This is a genomic window from Streptomyces sp. A5-4 (assembly GCF_051131715.1).
Lineage (GTDB): Bacteria > Actinomycetota > Actinomycetes > Streptomycetales > Streptomycetaceae > Streptomyces.
Window position 1 is genome coordinate 4,953,668 of sequence record NZ_CP178591.1, and the last position, 16,260, is coordinate 4,969,927.

12 protein-coding genes are annotated in these 16,260 nt (G+C 68.4%); 11 read left to right on the top strand and 1 reads right to left on the bottom strand.

Annotated features, from left to right (window positions below; genetic code table 11):
- The 5 genes from ACLLJJ_RS23095 (at window position 1) to ACLLJJ_RS23115 (ending at window position 7,484) form a co-directional block, all read left to right on the top strand.
- Window positions 1-447: a TadE/TadG family type IV pilus assembly protein gene (locus ACLLJJ_RS23095; RefSeq protein ID WP_434594743.1), complete on the top strand. Its 447-nt coding sequence runs from the start codon at window positions 1-3 to the stop codon at window positions 445-447.
- The gene (locus ACLLJJ_RS23100) at window positions 444-911 is read left to right on the top strand and encodes a pilus assembly protein TadG-related protein (protein WP_434594746.1); all 468 of its coding nucleotides are present in this window, start codon (window positions 444-446) and stop codon (window positions 909-911) included. The genes ACLLJJ_RS23095 and ACLLJJ_RS23100 overlap by 4 nt, the downstream gene beginning before the upstream one ends.
- Window positions 912-933: 22 nt before the next feature.
- Entirely contained in the window at window positions 934-1,617 is a 684-nt protein-coding gene (locus ACLLJJ_RS23105) for a hypothetical protein (RefSeq protein WP_434594748.1), read from the top strand.
- Window positions 1,617-2,690: a hypothetical protein gene (locus ACLLJJ_RS23110; protein WP_434594751.1), complete on the top strand. Its 1,074-nt coding sequence runs from the start codon at window positions 1,617-1,619 to the stop codon at window positions 2,688-2,690. Before ACLLJJ_RS23105 ends, ACLLJJ_RS23110 begins: the two co-directional genes overlap by 1 nt.
- Window positions 2,691-2,930: 240 nt before the next feature.
- Window positions 2,931-7,484, top strand: a complete 4,554-nt coding sequence (locus ACLLJJ_RS23115; RefSeq protein ID WP_434594752.1) for an RHS repeat-associated core domain-containing protein — start codon at window positions 2,931-2,933, stop codon at window positions 7,482-7,484.
- 470 nt (window positions 7,485-7,954) lie between these two features.
- Here the strand turns inward: ACLLJJ_RS23115 and ACLLJJ_RS23120 are convergent, their stop codons facing one another.
- A complete protein-coding gene (locus ACLLJJ_RS23120; RefSeq protein ID WP_434594755.1) occupies window positions 7,955-8,275 on the bottom strand; it encodes a hypothetical protein in 321 nt (106 codons plus the stop codon).
- Between the two features lie 262 nt (window positions 8,276-8,537).
- Between ACLLJJ_RS23120 and ACLLJJ_RS23125 the strand changes: the two genes are divergently transcribed.
- The 6 genes from ACLLJJ_RS23125 (at window position 8,538) to ACLLJJ_RS23150 (ending at window position 16,162) form a co-directional block, all read left to right on the top strand.
- Window positions 8,538-11,477: a BTAD domain-containing putative transcriptional regulator gene (locus ACLLJJ_RS23125; protein ID WP_434594756.1), complete on the top strand. Its 2,940-nt coding sequence runs from the start codon at window positions 8,538-8,540 to the stop codon at window positions 11,475-11,477.
- Window positions 11,478-11,508: 31 nt separating this feature from the next.
- Window positions 11,509-12,243, top strand: a complete 735-nt coding sequence (locus ACLLJJ_RS23130; RefSeq protein ID WP_434594759.1) for a prepilin peptidase — start codon at window positions 11,509-11,511, stop codon at window positions 12,241-12,243.
- Window positions 12,244-12,372: 129 nt separating this feature from the next.
- Window positions 12,373-13,569, top strand: a complete 1,197-nt coding sequence (gene mqnC / locus ACLLJJ_RS23135; RefSeq protein ID WP_434594762.1) for a cyclic dehypoxanthinyl futalosine synthase — start codon at window positions 12,373-12,375, stop codon at window positions 13,567-13,569.
- 15 nt (window positions 13,570-13,584) lie between these two features.
- Window positions 13,585-14,094 carry an imidazolonepropionase-like domain-containing protein gene (locus tag ACLLJJ_RS23140; RefSeq protein WP_434594765.1) on the top strand — a complete coding sequence of 170 codons (510 nt, stop codon included), beginning with the start codon at window positions 13,585-13,587 and terminating at the stop codon, window positions 14,092-14,094.
- A gap of 441 nt (window positions 14,095-14,535) precedes the next feature.
- Window positions 14,536-15,237 carry a demethylmenaquinone methyltransferase gene (locus tag ACLLJJ_RS23145; RefSeq protein ID WP_434594768.1) on the top strand — a complete coding sequence of 234 codons (702 nt, stop codon included), beginning with the start codon at window positions 14,536-14,538 and terminating at the stop codon, window positions 15,235-15,237.
- A gap of 13 nt (window positions 15,238-15,250) precedes the next feature.
- Window positions 15,251-16,162 carry a glutaminase gene (locus tag ACLLJJ_RS23150; protein ID WP_434594771.1) on the top strand — a complete coding sequence of 304 codons (912 nt, stop codon included), beginning with the start codon at window positions 15,251-15,253 and terminating at the stop codon, window positions 16,160-16,162.
- Window positions 16,163-16,260 lie beyond the last annotated feature (98 nt).

The following is a 16,260-nucleotide window of genomic DNA, read 5'->3' on the forward strand; positions in this document are numbered from 1 at the left end:
GTGTGGTTCCACCGCGTACGTGACCGCTTGGACGCGGCGTCCTCCGCTTCCCCCCATGGCGACCGGGGTCTGTCCACCGTCGAGGTCGTCATCCTCGCCCCGGTGATGATCCTCTTCATCCTGGTCCTGGTCGGCTTCGGCCAGCTCGTCGAGGGCCGCGGCGCGATCGACAGCGCGGCGCGCGACGCGGCGCGGGCCGGCTCGATCCAGAAGGACAGAGGGACGGCGATGGCCGAGGCGAAGAGGGCCGCGTCGTCGAACCTGACGGATGTCTGCTCGGGCCCCGTGACGGTGACGCAGACGAGCGGTGGCTTCGAGCCGGGCGGCTTCTTCACCGTCGAGGTGAGCTGCACGATCCGCGGCCTGAAGATGCTGGGCCTGGACCTCCCCACGGAGTTGACCGGCCGCTCGACGTCCCCGCTCGACCCGTACAGGAGGGCGGCATGAAGCCCCTACGTACGCTCGTCGGGTGGACGGAGTCGCGCCGCGCGCACATGGACGACAGCGGCTCGGGCGCCGCGGCCGTCATCATCTTCGCGTTCGTGTTCCTGGCCCTGGCCGCGTTCGTCATCGACGGCGGCCTGTCCATCTCGCAGCGCGAGCGCGCGGCGGACATCGCGGAGCAGGCGGCGCGGTTCGCCGCGCAGGACGTCGACAGGGAGGCGCTGTACGTCGGCGAGGGCGGGGCCGCGCCCATCAACTTCCAGAACTGCGACGCGCGAGTGAGCCAATTCGCCCGGGAGCTGGGCCTGTCCGGCCCGGACATCGCGGCATCGGGCTGCACCGCGGCGAGCGCACAGCAGGTCGAGGTCGAGATCTCGCTGACCTACAACCCGATCCTCACCGGCATGTTCTACAAGTCGGCGCTGACAGTGCGCGGAAGAGCGACTGCCGAGTCCGTCGCGGGCTGATCGGCACCAGCCCCGCTCGACCATGGATTCCACCCCTTCTTGGAGCAGTTTCATGAATGCGCGCTATTTGCCTGCCACGACGGCGCTGACCACCGTGGCCGTACTTCTGCTGGCGGCGGGCGGCTGTGCGAAGGATTCTTCGACCGGTTCCGGTGAGGAGAAGATCGCGGGCCCGGAGCAGTCCTCGAAGGCCCCGACGCCGGGGGCTTCGGCCCCGGCCCCGGGCGGGACGGAGCGGCCGAAGATCACGCTGCCGGGTACGTTCCGGATGGACTTCGAGGGCTGGACGAACAGCGATCGGAAGTTGCAGGCGATCCTGAGCGACGGCGGGGAGGAGCTGAGATCGAAGCATGCGGCGATCATCGAGGGCGACCCGGAGTCGGACGCGGTGGCGTTCTACAACTCGGGCGCCTCTCTGGACTCAGCCCGGAAGTGGATCAAAAGCTTTGTCGATGACGACAACAGTCTGATCGGTGGGGTCAGGGTTTTCGCGCCTCAGGTCCACATCAACGAATCCGGTTCGGGCGTGCTCTTCTACTGCGTCGACGAAAGGAAGGCGTCCACGAAGAACCGTAAGACCGGCGAGATCACGGCTACCCCCGACAACGCGGATTCGGTTCTTCAATACCGCGCCAGGCTGGACAGAACGTCTCAGGGTGTCTGGAAGACCGTTTCCTTGGAGACTGTGCCCGGAGCCTGCGGCTGATGCGGTCCTCGACGAAGGTGGGCGCCGCGGTCCTCGCCTCAGTTCTCACGCTTGTCCTCTGCCCGACAGCGGCATTCGCGTACGGAGAGGGCGACAAGCATCAGAACAATCCCCCCGACGGCCCATCCGGTGGCTCCTCCGGCAACATGCTGACGGCGCGGGCCGGGCAGACCAGTATCAAGGTCACCCAGGTGAGCGGCGGCAAGTCGGGCAAGTCGCCCAAGAGTCTCGCTCCGGTGGACCCCAACTGGAAGCCGCCGGCCTGCTGGTACGAACCGGTCGCGACGCCCGAGCAGTTGAAGGCCGGTGTGGAGCGGCTCAAGGCGGGCGGCGATCTGGTCCCCGTCACCCCCAGCCTCAGTTGGGGCGAGCAGCTGATGGTGGACCACTACGAGAAGGGCGAGCCGCAGACCGGCGGCGATGGTTACAAGGACTTCAACGTCGGCAAGGACGGGAAGTTCTGGCGCGGAGTCATCAACGAGAACATGGCGGACGATCCCCGGTCGTACGACTGTGAGCGCAACCTGTTCTGGCAGGACGCGAACACCGTCCCCGACGACAAGAACGCCCCCACGCCCGAGGTTCTCGCCGGGTACGCCTACGACAAGATCAAGGTCCCCGAGACAGAGATCGAGCTGAAGCCGGCGGCCAGGTCGACGGTGAATCTGCCCACCTGGGTATGGCTCGACAAGGGCACGTTCGACGAGGTGCGGGTGCGCGCGGAGCTGCCCGGCACCAATGTGTGGGCGCAGACCACGGCCAAGCCGGTCAGCCTGCACTTGGAGCCGGGCACGGACGACGCGCAGACGTACCCCGCTTCCGGCGAGTGTGTCTTCAACGGCGACGGAAGCATCGGTACGCCGTTCACCGAGGGCAGCTCCGACGCGCCCCCGCCGTGCGGCATCACCTACCGGCGGTCGAGCAACGGAGCGCCGTACCAGCTGAAGGCGTCGGTGACCTGGGAGATCTCCTGGGTGGGCACGGGCGGCGCTGGGGACGACACGCTGCCGGACGGCATCTTCGAGACGACCCAGGACATGAACGTCCAGGAGATTCAGGCGATCAACCGCTGAGCGGCGGCACTTTCTGGCTTTGGCGGGGGCACGGACATTTTTGTGGTCAGCGTGGGGCTCTTGAAAGTCCGCTTCCCGTGGAGCGGGCCTCTCGGGGCCAGTGGGGTGCGTCGTGAGGCTGGCCCTCACTGTCCGAGGACGGATTCGGAGCTTTCTTCACGCCTGAATTGAGTACCTTGTAGCTTCGCTCGTACGTGTGGTTGCTGGTGGTTGTGGTTCGGGTGCGACGGGGGATATGGCATGGCGGCGAATCGGCCGGGTGATTGGCATGTGTTGGATCTGGAGTCGGATCCGACGCCGGGTGATCCGCAGCGGGTGAAGGCGTTGTCGCGTGAGTTGCAGGATTTTGCCGATGATGTGTCGGATGCGCTTCGGCTGGTCAAGGGGATGGCCAGCGAGGAGGCGGTCCTGAAGTGGGCGGGGAAGTCGGCCAAGGCCTTCCAGGATGAGTTCGAGGATGTTCCGAAGCATCTGAGGAAGCTGGAGAAGTCCTACGGGATGGCCGGGGATGCTTTGGCGGCGTTCTGGCCGAAGTTGGAGCGGGCGCAGGCGTTGGCGGACAAGGCTTTGGTGAACGGGCGTGAGGCGCAGGCCGATTTGAAGTCGGCGGCCACCCGTTTGACGGACGCGGATTCGTGGGTGGGGCGGGCCACGAAGGAGTCCGACGACTTCCAGAAGGACAAGGACAAGAAGGACGCGCCGGCGCCGGATGAGGACAAGGTGCGGGCGGCGACGCGTAACGCGCAGTCGGCGAAGTCCGCGCAGGGGTCGGCGAAGTCGGATGTGTCGTCGGCGAACAGTGCGCTGGACGCGGCGAAGAAGATGGCCGCCGATGCGCGGAAGATGCGTGAGGACGCCGCCAGGGAGGCGAAGGACAAGCTCGACGAGGCGTCGGACGCCGGTATTAAGAACCGGAAGTGGTGGGAGGAGGTCGGGGACTGGGTCACCGACAACTGGGACACCATCGTCGCGGTCTGCAAGGTCGTCGTCGCGGTCCTAGGTATCGTCGCGATGATCATCGGCGGGCCGATCGCGTTGATCGTCCTCGCCGCCGCCCTGATCGTCCTGGCGGACACGCTCAACAAATATGCCAAGGGTGAAGCGTCGTTGTGGGATGTGGCGTTCGCCGCCCTGGACTGCATACCGGGGATGAAGGGCCTGACCACCCTCGGCGGACTCGCCAAGGGCCTCAAGGGCGGTCTCGCGGTGGCCCGTGGCGGCATGAAGGCCATGGGCAAGTCGGTGCTCGGACTGGCGAAGTCGGCGCGCGGATCGATCGCCGACGGAGCGAAGGGCGCGTACAACCGCCTGAAAAGCAAGGTCAAGGGTTGCGGCGACCCGGTCGATGTTGCCACCGGGTACATGTTCCTCGACCAGACCGATGTCACTCTGCCCGGAGTCCTCCCGCTGACCTTCAGCCGACGTGCCGCCTCCGATTGCCGCACCGGCTTCTGGTTCGGCCCCAGTTGGTCATCGACCATCGACCAGCGCCTTGAAATCGATGAAGAAGGCGTCGTCTTCGTCACCGAAGACGGCATGCTCCTGGCCTACCCGCATCCTGGGGCTCCGGACGCAGCTGTTCTGCCCGGGGCTGGTCCCCGCTGGCCGCTGGTCCGCCTGGACAACGGCGGGTACCGCATTGACGACCCCCTGAGTGGGCATAGCCGTCGCTTCACGGCGCCGACTGGTGGCTTGGCCCTGCTGGAGCGCATTGTCGACCGCAATCACAACACCATCGACTTTGACTACGACGCGGACAGCACCCCGATCTCCATCCGGCACTCCGGTGGCTACCACCTCGCCTTTACAGTCGAAGATGGCCTCATCACTGCCCTGAGCCTGGTCGGCGCTGAGGAGGCTGGCTCGGAGATCACTGTCAAGCGCTACGGCTTTACCGACGGCAACCTGGCATGCGTCATCAACTCCTCCGGCCTGCCGCTCCAGTTCACGTATGACGCAGGGCAGCGCATCACGTCCTGGACCGACACCAACGGCAGCCGCTACTCATATACGTACGACGAACAGGACCGCTGCACCGGCCAAGGCGGCGAGGCTGGGCACGTCGCCGCCAACTTCAGCTACGACGGCGCTGATGGCGACTGGCCCGGAGCTCGCATCACCACCGTCGTCACCGCCGGAGGTGCGACATCGCGCTTCGTCATCGATGACCAGAGTCTGATCGTCGCTGTGATCGACTCACTGGGCGGCGTTGTCCGCACGTCCTATGACGTCCACGGTCACCTGGCATCCGTGACGGACGCCCTCGGTAGGACGACGGCCCTGCTGAACCATCCTCTGGGGCGGCCCCTCGAAGTGACCCGAGCAGACGGTGCGGTCATCCGGTACATCTACAACAAGCAGATGGCCCCGAGTTCGATAGTCCTGCCGGGTGGTGCCGTCTGGCGAAGGGAGTACGACGGCCGGGGCAACTGCACGGCTGTCACGGATCCGGCGGGTCAATCCACCCATATTGCCTACGACGACAGGGGCGGCCTCGCCTCTGTCACGGATCGTGCAGGGCACACCACGCAAGTCCAGTGCGATGCGGCGGGTCTACCTATAACAGTCACAGCACCGCCCGGAGTCACCACCCGCTATGTGCGCGACGGCTTTGGGCGCCTGGCAGAGGTCACTGATCCCCTCGGCGCGGCCACACGGCTGGACTGGACCGTCGAAGGCAAGCCGTCTCGGCGAGTTGCGGCCAACGGCACCACAGAGTCATGGATCTACGACGGTGAAGGCAACTGCACCAGCCACACGGATCCCATGGGCGCCGTCACGCAGTTCGAGTACACACACTTCGATTTGCTCACGGCTCGCGTCAGCCCCGATGGGGCACGCTACGAGTTTGCACATGACAGCGATCTGCGATTGACCAAGGTCACCGACCCGCTCGGGATGAACTGGACCTACAGATACGACCCCGCAGGCCGTCTGATATCCGAATCCGACTTCGACGGCCGCATCCTTACCTACGCCCACGACGCCGTCGGACGCCTGATCGGCCGTACCAACCCACTCGGACAGACCGTCCGCTACGAGCGCGACTTGGTTGGGCAGATCATCCGCAAGGATGTCGACGGTGCGACCACCCGATTCGAGTACGACCTGAGCGGCCGCATCGCCCACGCTGTCGGCGCCGACGCAAGGTTCACGCTTGAGCGTGACCGCGCCGGACGGCGCAGGTCCGAAACCCTCAATGGTCGTACCCTGCTCTTCACCCACGATGAACTTGGACGACGTGTCAGTCGCACGACCCCGACGGGTGTCAGCAGCACCTGGGCCTACAACGCAGCAGGCATCGCCGAGCAGCTGACGACTGGCGGGCGCACCGTCGAATTCGGGCACGACCTCGTCGGCCGCGAGGTGGGGCGGTACTTCGGCGGCGGGCTCAGACTTGCCCATGTCTTCGACGAGCTGGGTCGGCTGACCACGCAAACTGTCGCCACCACGAGCGGCGTCACCCTCCAGCAACGCACCTATACCTATCAAGCTGACAATCACCTCATCGGCATGGACGATATGCGCGATGGAGAACGTACCTTTGACTTGAATGCGGCAGGCCGCGTCACCGCTGTCCACGCGCGTAACTGGACCGAGTCGTACGCCTACGACTCCGCAGGCAATCAGACCTCTGCGCTCTGGCCCGCCTCGCACCCAGGTCACGAAGCGACGGGCGCCCGCGACTACACCGGCTGCCGTATCACGCAAGCCGGACACATCCGATACGAGTACGATGCGGCGGGGCGCATAACTCTGCGTCAAAAAGCCCAAATATCTCGTAAGCCCGCTACGTGGCGCTACACCTGGGACGCGGAGGACCAGCTCACCGCTGTCACCACCCCTGACGGCAGCGTCTGGCGCTACACCTACGACCCGTTCGGCCGCCGCCTCACCAAGCAACGCCTCGCCGACGATGGCGAAACGGTGGCGGAGCAGATCGACTTCACGTGGGACGGGTCGAAACTTTGCGAACAGACCACGACAACTGATTCCGCGCTCCACCCGATCACCCTGACCTGGGACCATCTGGGTCTACACCCCATTACTCAGACCGAGCGCATAAGGGCCGTCGATTCGCCCCAGGACGAAATCGACAGCCGCTTCTTCGCCATCGTCACCGACCTCGTCGGCACCCCCACTGAGCTCATCGATGAGCAGGGGAACATTGCCTGGCACACCCGCACCACCCTCTGGGGCGCCACGGCTTGGGCCGCCGACAGCACCGCTTACACTCCCCTCCGTTTCCCTGGTCAGTACTACGACCCTGAAACCGGCCTCCACTACAACCATCACCGTCACTACGACCCCGAAACCGCTCGCTACCTCTCCCCGGATCCCCTGGGACTCAGTCCGGCACCCAATGCCTTTACGTACGTTCACAACCCGCATACCTGGAGCGACCCCCTAGGGCTCGCACCGTCTTGTTCGGAGACGGGTGAGTACCTCTACAGGGGAGTGCCGGCAGGGCACCCCATGTACCAGCAAGCCCTTGAGGGGACAGCGGTCCCGCGCGGAGGACATCGCGATCCGGGGCGGCATGCAGGAGGAAACACGGACAGCGAGTTCACCTCGTGGACTCATGATTATGAGGATGTGGCACTGGACGCGGCAGACGAACTCGGTCCGGGTGGCATAGTGATGCGTATACCAAGATCAGAAATCCCCAGTAGTGCAGACAATTTGATTCACGGGACAGATCATGAAATCTATGAAGAAATGGAGCACGCGATCGAGGGGTCGATTTCTGGTGCGGAAATCAGCGTCGACAGAGGCCCCTGGCGCAGACCGTAGTGGCACACTTGCGCAGCTTTCCCACCTTTATACTCACAGGCGGTCCGAGTGATTCGTGAAAACTTGCAGCGCGCGCTTTCGGAAGAGAATGATGCCGCACGGCTCTGTCGGGATGCGTTGGCCCGCGGTGCGGCGTTTGAGATCTGGCCCGACATAACGCCCACCGGGCGAATTGTTTCGATCTACGCGAGGCGAGAGCGGACTCTGCGAAGGACAGGGCAGCCTTCCGTAGGGTTCGAAGAAGCACTTGAGGATCTTCGAAGCTATGAGGGGGCCAGTCTCGCACTCGGCTTTGTGGACGACCGCCCGAACGGGGGGGTCTATTTTCAACTCTTCCTGGAGCCGGATCAGGAACGAATTGTTGCCTGCCTTGGAGTCCTCCGGTCAGCAAGCGCGGGAGATGAGCCATCTTGAGTGACGCACCGGAATTCTGACGCTCCTTCCCACGCGAACCTTGAGAAGGCCGGGCCCTACTTCTTCTCCGGTTCCTTCGGCTTGACGCCCTCGGTGACCTGCTTCGCGAGGTCGTCGTCCAGCTTCTTGAACTCGCGGACCACCGCGTCCGACATCTCGGCCAGCGCGGTGAGCTGCTGGCCGATGTCCTCGCGGCCGTCCTCCCAGTTCGACTCGAAGTCGTCGAGGGCGTCGTACACGTTCTTGTCGCCGACGTCCTCGCGGTAGGACTCGAAGGTCTTCTTCGTACGGTTCATGCGGGTCTTGATGGAGCGCAGCCGACCGCCGAAGGTTTCGAGCTCGCTGAGGGGGAGCGCCAGGTCGGGCTTCTGAGCCATGGTGGTCCTCTTCCTGTGCCGTATCGGAACCCAACAGCAAATTACCCGGTGGACGCGTGGCACGTGAGGGGGTGGTGGTGATCGAGGAGGGAAGTGGAGAGAAGTATCGGTGTGCAAGCCGGGCTTATCCAACGATTAGTGAGGTTTCGGCTGTGGTCCGGGTCTTCGATGCGCTCCATACGTACGAGGACTTCGACACCTGCAACAGCCACTGAGTAGGCTCGCTCCTCAGGTCTCACTCCATCCCCACAGGAATCCCGCCATGGCGCGCAGTACCCCTGACTCGACCGCACGGCCAAGGCCCTTGCCCCGTCGGCGCTCCGTCGGTGACATCGGCAAGGCCCTTCTCGCGTTCCTCGCGCTGGCCGTGCTCCTTGTGGCCGTTCCCGGGGCGCTCGTCACCTTTGTGGGGTGGCCGCTTCCCGACGAGCTTCCGTCGCTGGAGACGTTGCAGAGCGAGATCACCGTCATGGCCTTCGTCCATGTGTTGACGGTGGTTGTCTGGCTGGCCTGGGCGCAGTTCACCGCCTGTGTGCTCGTCGAGATGAAGGCCGCGCTGTCCGGGGTCGGGATGCCCTCGCGGGTGCCCGGGGCCGGGCCGTCCCAGATGATGGCGCGGCAGCTGGTCGCCGCGCTGCTGCTCGTCGGGGCCACCGCCGCCAGTTTCGCGCCGGGGATGTCGCAGCTCGGGCAGCAGATGGAGAACGAGCACCGGCCGTCGACGGCGGCCTCCGCGCAGCAGACTCCCGGCGGGCTGTTCGGTCAGCAGCAGGCGCAGACCGCGAACGCACTCGCCGAGCAGGCCGCCTCGCAGGGCGAGCAGGCCGCCAGTGAGAGCGGCAAGCAGGACGCCACGAAGTTCTACCGGATCCAGCCCCCCGAGGGGCGGCACCACGATTCGCTGTGGGAGGTCGCCGAGCGCCACCTCGACGACGGCCGCCGCTACAAGGAGATCTACCAGCTCAACAAGGACAGGGTTCAGCCCGACGGTTCGAAGCTGTCGCAGGCGAGCCTCATCCGGCCCGGCTGGATCATGGAGATGCCCGCGGACGCGCACGGCGGCGAGATCGTCGACATGCCCGACGAGACGCCGAAGGTGTCCGAGCAGCTGCGTGAGCAGATCGCCGAGTACGCGAAGTCCGGTGAGCACGCGCAGGGATCCGGTGCGAATGGCTCCGTCGGTGGTGACTCCGACACCCGGCAGATCCCCATGCCCAAGCCGCGTCCCGCCGAGGACCCCGGGCAGCAGCCCGCGCCCGTCGTCGAAGAGGTTCCCGCCGCGGACGAAGGCTTCTCCTTCGGGCTCCCCGAGGCCCTCATCGGCGCCCCCCTGCTCGCCGCCGGTCTCCTCGCCGCCCTGGGCCGCCGCCGCCGTCACACCCTGTGGCAGTCCGCGATGAACGCCGTCGCCGGCGGTCGCGGCACCGAGCCGCCCACCCCGACCGGCGCCGCTGCCGATGTGCAGGACGCGCTCCTCGTCGGGGCCGACCCCGAGGCCGTACGCCTCCTCGACCTGTCCCTGCGCGGGCTCGCCGCCTCGCTCGGCGCCGAGTCCCGGCCGCTGCCCGTCGTGTACGCGGCCTGGCTCAGCCGCGGGGACCTGCATCTCCAGCTCGCGCACCCCGCCGGTGCGCCGCCCGCCCCCTGGCAGGTCGGCCAGGACCAGACGTTCTGGCGGCTGGAGCGGGCCGCCGCCGAGGTGTACGAGGAGACCGAGACCGCGGCCCCGTATCCCGGCCTTGTCAGCATCGGCACCCTCGACGACGCCCGCCTCCTGCTGAATCTGGAGGCCGTCCCCGGCATCGTGTCGCTGACCGGCGCCGCGTCCGACCGTGCGTCCGTCCTGTCGTCCGTCGCCGCCGAACTGGCCACCAACGGCTGGTCGGACCGCATGACCGTGAGCCTCGTCGGTTTCGGCGCCGAGCTCGGCGCCCTCGCCCCGACCCGGCTGCGCCACTTCGACGACGTCGAGGGGATGCTCGAAGCCATGTCGGCCGAGACCCTCCAGCGCCGCAGCGCGCTCGGCACGGCCGGACACGACTCCGTCCTCACCGGCCGCACCGGACCAGCCCAGAGCACCCGGTGGGCCCCCCACCTCGTACTGCTCGGCGCCGACCCGACCGAGGACGAGACCAGGCAGCTCGCCGAACTCGCCGTCGACGCGGGCCGGCTCGGCATCGGCTACCTCATGGGTACGGACCAGGAGAATGTTCCCGGCGCCGCCTGGGAGCTGGAAGTCACCGCCCAGGGCAAGCTGCTCGCCCCGCTCCTCGGGCTCGAACTCGAAGCCCAACTGCTGCCCCGCGCCCAGCACGAGGCCGTCGTCCGGCTGTTCGTCGAGGCCGACGCGAACCACAGCCCCGACCCGGCGACCGCCGCGTCCCGCCCCTTCCTCGTCGACGTCAGCGAGCAGGGCCGGCCCGCGGTGTACGCACGGCTCGTCGGCCCGTACGAGATCATCGGCCTCGACAGCCCGGACAGTGAGCGCAGCCCGCTCATGCATGAGGCGCTCGCGATGCTCCTGCTGCACCGCGAGGGCGTCCACCCGCGGGTCCTGGCCTCGGCGCTGTGGCCGCGCGGCGCGACCGAGGACGTGCGCGACGCCCTCATCGAGCGCGTCCGCGCCTGGCTCGGCACCGACCCCGACGGCACTCCGCGCCTGGGCATGGACGCCACCGGCCGGATGACGCTGGCCGCGTCCGTCGTCTCCGACCTCGACGTGCTGCGCTCGCTGCACCACGAAGCCACCGAGGGCAGGGGAGCGCGCAGCGCGTCCGTGCGGGAGCGGCTGCTCACCGACGCGCTCGGCCTGGTGCGCGGGCCGCTGCTCGCCGACCGGCCCGAGGGCCGTTACCGCTGGCTCACCCACGAGATCATCGACGCCCGGCTGCCGCTGCTCGTCGCCGACGTGGCGCTGTCGCTGTCCGCGCACCACTTGGACAAGGAGCACCCGGAGAAGGCGGTCGCCGCCCTCGAAGCGGCCCTGTTCAGCTCGCCGTCCGACGAGCGTCTGTGGAACGAGCTGCTGCGCTCCACGCACGCCATCGGGGACCCCGCCCGGCTGGAGGCGCTGGCCGCCTCCCTCGTCGCCCGCCACCGCGAACTGGGCGGCGCCGCACGCGGGTTGCTGCCGCCGCGCAGCGAGGCCCTGCTCGACGAGCTGCTGCCGTCCTGGCGCGCCAACGTCGCCGCCGCGGGCTGATCCGCAGCTCGTGGGCGGGTCCGGGTCGGACATGACGTATGTGGCGCTGATCGTGGGCGCCGTGCTGTGGGGCGCCGCGGCCGGGCTGCTGATTCCCCGGGCCGCGTACCGCTTCTCCGTCGAACCGGAGACGCCCTGGCGCACGCACTGCCCGGACGGCCACCCCATCACCGGGCCCGGGGGCGGCTGGCTCGGACGGGCGCGCTGCGCGGTGGACGGTGCGGTGTACGGACGGTCCGCGCCCGCCGTCGTCGCCGCCGCGGTCGTCTGCGGGCTGCTGACAGCCGCGACCGGCGGGCGCCCCGAGCTGGCCGTCTGGCTGCTGCTCGCGCCCTTCGCCGTGCTCCTGGCGCACATCGACTTCGCGGTGCACCGGCTGCCCGACGTACTGACGCTGCCGCTCGCCGGCGCGGGCGCCGTGCTGCTCGGCGGCGCGGCGCTGCTGCCGGAGCACGCCGGGTCCTGGCCGACCGCGCTGCTCGGCGGGCTCGCGCTCGGCGGCGGCTACTTCGTGCTGTTCCTGATCAACCCGCGGGGCATGGGTTTCGGGGACGTGAAGCTGGCGCTCGTGGTGGGTGTGGTGCTCGGCTGGTACGGGTGGGCCGTGCTCTTCGCCGGAGCGTTCGCGGGGCTGCTGCTCGGGGCGGTGTACGGGCTCGGGCTCGTCCTCGCCCGCCGCGCGGACCGCAAGTCGGCGCTGCCGCTGGGGCCCTTCATGATCTGCGGCGCGCTGGTCGGCGTCCTGCTCGGCGGGCTCGCGGGCTGAGGCCTCGCCGGCCGGGCCCGCTGTGCGTGTCCGGGCGGTGCTCCGGGCGGTCCGACCGGCCTCGGAGGTGTCCGTGGGCTGGCGTAGGCTGGATCGGTCCGTCCGTACCCCTCCGAAAGGGACACCCGAGTGACCGAGAAGGCCGACCTTCAGTCCGTCCTCGACCGTGCCGCCGAGGGTGGGCGGATCACACCCGAGGAAGCGCTCGACCTCTACCGCTCGGCCCCGCTGCACGCGCTCGGCAAGGCCGCCGACGCCGCGCGCCGCCTTCGCTACGCGGGTACGGAGGAGATCGCGACGTACATCATCGAGCGCAACATCAACTACACGAACTCGTGCGTCACCGCGTGCAAGTTCTGCGCGTTCTACGCCGCGCCCAAGAGCGACAAGGTGTGGACCCGCGACCTCGACGACATCCTGCGCCGCTGCGCGGAGACCGTCGAGCTGGGCGGCACGCAGATCATGTTCCAGGGCGGGCACCACCCGGACTACGGCGTGGAGTATTACGAGGAGCACTTCGCCGCGATCAAGGCGGCGTACCCCCAGCTCGTCATCCACTCCCTCGGCGCGTCCGAGGTCGAGCACATGGCGCGGATCTCCGGGGTGAGCGCCGAGGAGGCGATCACCCGCATCCACGCGGCCGGTCTCGACTCCTTCGCGGGCGCCGGCGCCGAGCTGCTGCCCGCACGGCCCCGCAAGGCCATCGCGCCGCTCAAGGAGTCCGGCGAGCGCTGGCTGGAGATCATGGAGCTGGCGCACAACCTGGGTGTCGAGTCGACCTCGACGATGCTCATGGGTACGGGCGAGACCAACGCCGAGCGCATCGAGCACCTGTCGATGATCCGCGACGTGCAGGACCGGACGGGCGGCTTCCGCGCGTTCATCCCGTACACCTACCAGCCGCAGAACAACGCGCTGAAGGGCCGCACGCAGGCCACGCTCTTCGAGTACCTGCGCCTGATCGCCGTCGCGCGGCTCTTCTTCGACAACGTCGCGCACATCCAGGGCTCCTGGCTGACGGTCGGCAAGGAGGTCGGCCAGCTGTCGCTGCACTACGGCGCCGACGACCTCGGCTCGATCATGCTGGAGGAGAACGTCGTGTCGTCGGCGGGCGCGAAGCACCGGTCGAACCGGATGGAGATCATCGATCTCATCCGCAAGGCGGGCCGCGTCCCCGCTCAGCGTGCGACGACGTACGAGCACCTGCATGTGCACGTCGACCCGGCGGACGACCCGGTCGACGACCACGTCGTCTCGCACCTGTCGTCGACGGCCATCGAGGGCGGTACGGCCCACCCGGAGCTGAAGCTGCTCAGTGCGAACTAGCTCCCCGGGCCTGTCGTGCTGACCCTCCACCGGGCCCGCGCGGACGCGGTCCTCGTCGAGGGCGACCGCATCGCGGTGGTCGGACCGTACGAGGAGTTGTACGCCGCCCACGGCGACCGCGCCCGCACGCGCGAATGGGACGGGGCGCTCACCCCGGGGCGCCACGAGCCGGACGCCGTCGCGCTCCTCGAAGCGGCGTACTGGCCGGACCCGCGCGAGGCCGACACCCTCGGCACCGACCCGCTGACCGGCGCCGCGCTCGAAGCGCTCGGGATGACCGAGGTCCGCTGGGGCGCGGCGGCGCGGCGCGGCATCCAGCGGCTGTTCGCGGCGGGCACGACATCCGTGGCGGGGCCGTTCACCCGGCCCGCGGTCCGGATCGCGGTGGAGCGCTCGGGGCTGCCCGTTCGCTCCGGGCCCCGGCCGCTCACGGTCTCGGGCCCGGCCGACTTCGCGGTGCTCGCCGACGACGGGAGCTGCCTGGTGACCTGCATCGCCGGGCGGATGGTGTACCGGGCGCGGTGAGGCGGCGGACGGGCGGGTGGGCCACTGGTTACCGGCTCAGTCGTCGGTTGTCATGGCACGGTCGGTGAGGCAGATGGTCATCGTGACCTCGTCCGGAGTCTCGGTACTGGGGCTCGCCGACGGCCTCGGGGGCAGCCGCCACCTCCGGAGGTGCCGGGCAGCGGCGAGGGCGTGGCCGACACGGTCGGGGAAGGCTGTGGCCCGCTGGTCGGCGCGATGCCGTCGTCCATCGTGTCGGTCAGGAACCAGCCGCCCAGCGCCAGGGCCAGCCAGCCGCCGATCAGCCACCGTCTCGTACGTGAACCCACCGTGATCCCCACTGTGTCCCCTCCCCAGGAGTGCTGCTGCCCGATGCCAGGGGCAGGGCCGCGCGGCACCCTCACCCCGCGCCCCGGGCGACCCTGCCCCGCGCTCCGGCACACCGCACGTCACAATGGAACCGTGACCCGAGCCTCCCTGGAAAAGCAGCCGCACGAAGTCGCCTCCATGTTCGACGACGTTGCCGCGAACTACGACCTCACCAACGACGTGATCTCGCTCGGACAGAGCAGGTTCTGGCGCAAGGCGGTCGCCGCCGCCGTCGACGCCCGCCCCGGACAGAAGGTCCTGGACCTCGCGGCCGGTACGGCCACCTCGTCGCTGCCGTTCGCCGCGGCCGGTGCGTACGTCGTGCCGTGCGACTTCTCGATCGGCATGCTGCGGGAGGGTAAGAAGCGTCACTCGTACCTGCCCTTCACGGCCGGTGACGCCACGAAGCTGCCCTTCCGCGACGAGACCTTCGACGCGGTCACGATCTCCTTCGGGCTGCGCAATGTGCAGGACACGGACCAGGCGCTGCGTGAGCTGTACCGGGTGACGAAGCCCGGCGGTCGGGTCGTGATCTGCGAGTTCTCGCAGCCGACCTGGAAGCCCTTCCGCACGGTGTACATGGAGTACCTGATGCGCGCGCTGCCGCCCGTCGCCTCCACGGTCGCCTCCAACCCGGACGCGTACGTCTACCTCGCCGAGTCGGTCCGCGCGTGGCCCGACCAGCCCGCGCTGGCGGCGCGCCTCCAGCAGGCCGGCTGGTCGAAGGTGGCCTGGCGCAATCTGACGGGCGGCGTGGTGGCCCTGCACCGCGGCACCAGGCCCCGCTCCCAGTAAGGCCGTCACCGTCATGGACTACCAGGCGATTCTGGAGCGGATCGCGGCGGACGTCGCACCGCAGGTCGGCCGGGGCAGGCTCGCCGAGTACATCCCGGCGCTCGCCTCCGTCGACCCGCGCCGCTTCGGCATGGCCATCGCGGACGTCGACGGCAAGGTATACGGCGTCGGGGACTGGCAGCAGCCCTTCTCCGCGCAGTCGATCACCAAGGTGTTCGCGCTCGCGATGGTCCTGGCGCAGGGCGGCGACACCCTCTGGGAGCACGTGGGCCGCGAGCCCTCCGGCAACCCGTTCAACTCGCTCGTACAGCTGGAGTACGAGAACGGCATTCCGCGCAACCCCTTCATCAACGCGGGCGCGCTCGTCGTCACCGACCGTCTGCAGAGCCTCACCGGCGACGCGAGCAGCGAACTCCTGGAATTCCTCCGCCAGGAGAGCGGAAACGCGGACCTGGCCTTCGACGCGGAGGTCGCCCAGTCGGAGACGGCGAACGGCGACCGCAACGCGGCCCTGGCCCACTTCATGGCCTCGTACGGCAACATCGCCAACCCCGTCCCCACCCTCCTCGACCACTACTTCTGGCAGTGCGCGATCGAGATGAGCTGCGCGGACCTCGCCCTGGCCGCCCGCTTCCTGGCCCGCCACGGCCTGCGCGCCGACGACACGAGGCTGTTGACCCGCAGTGAGGCGAAGCAGGTCAACGCGGTGATGCTGACCTGCGGTACGTACGACGCGGCAGGCGAATTCGCGCACCGCGTCGGGCTGCCGGGCAAGAGTGGAGTCGGCGGCGGAATCGTCGCGGTGGTCCCGGGCCGCTGCACCCTGGGCGTGTGGAGCCCCGGCCTGGACGACCGGGGCAACTCGGTGGCGGGAGTGGCAGCGCTGGACCGCTTCACGACCTTGACGGGCTTGTCGGTCTTTTAGCTCGGCGGCCCCGCAGGCACCCCGCTCCCCACCCGCACCGCCCTCCACCCCGCCGCGTTGAAGCGCGAGTTGACGGGAACCGACCGGCATGGAAACTG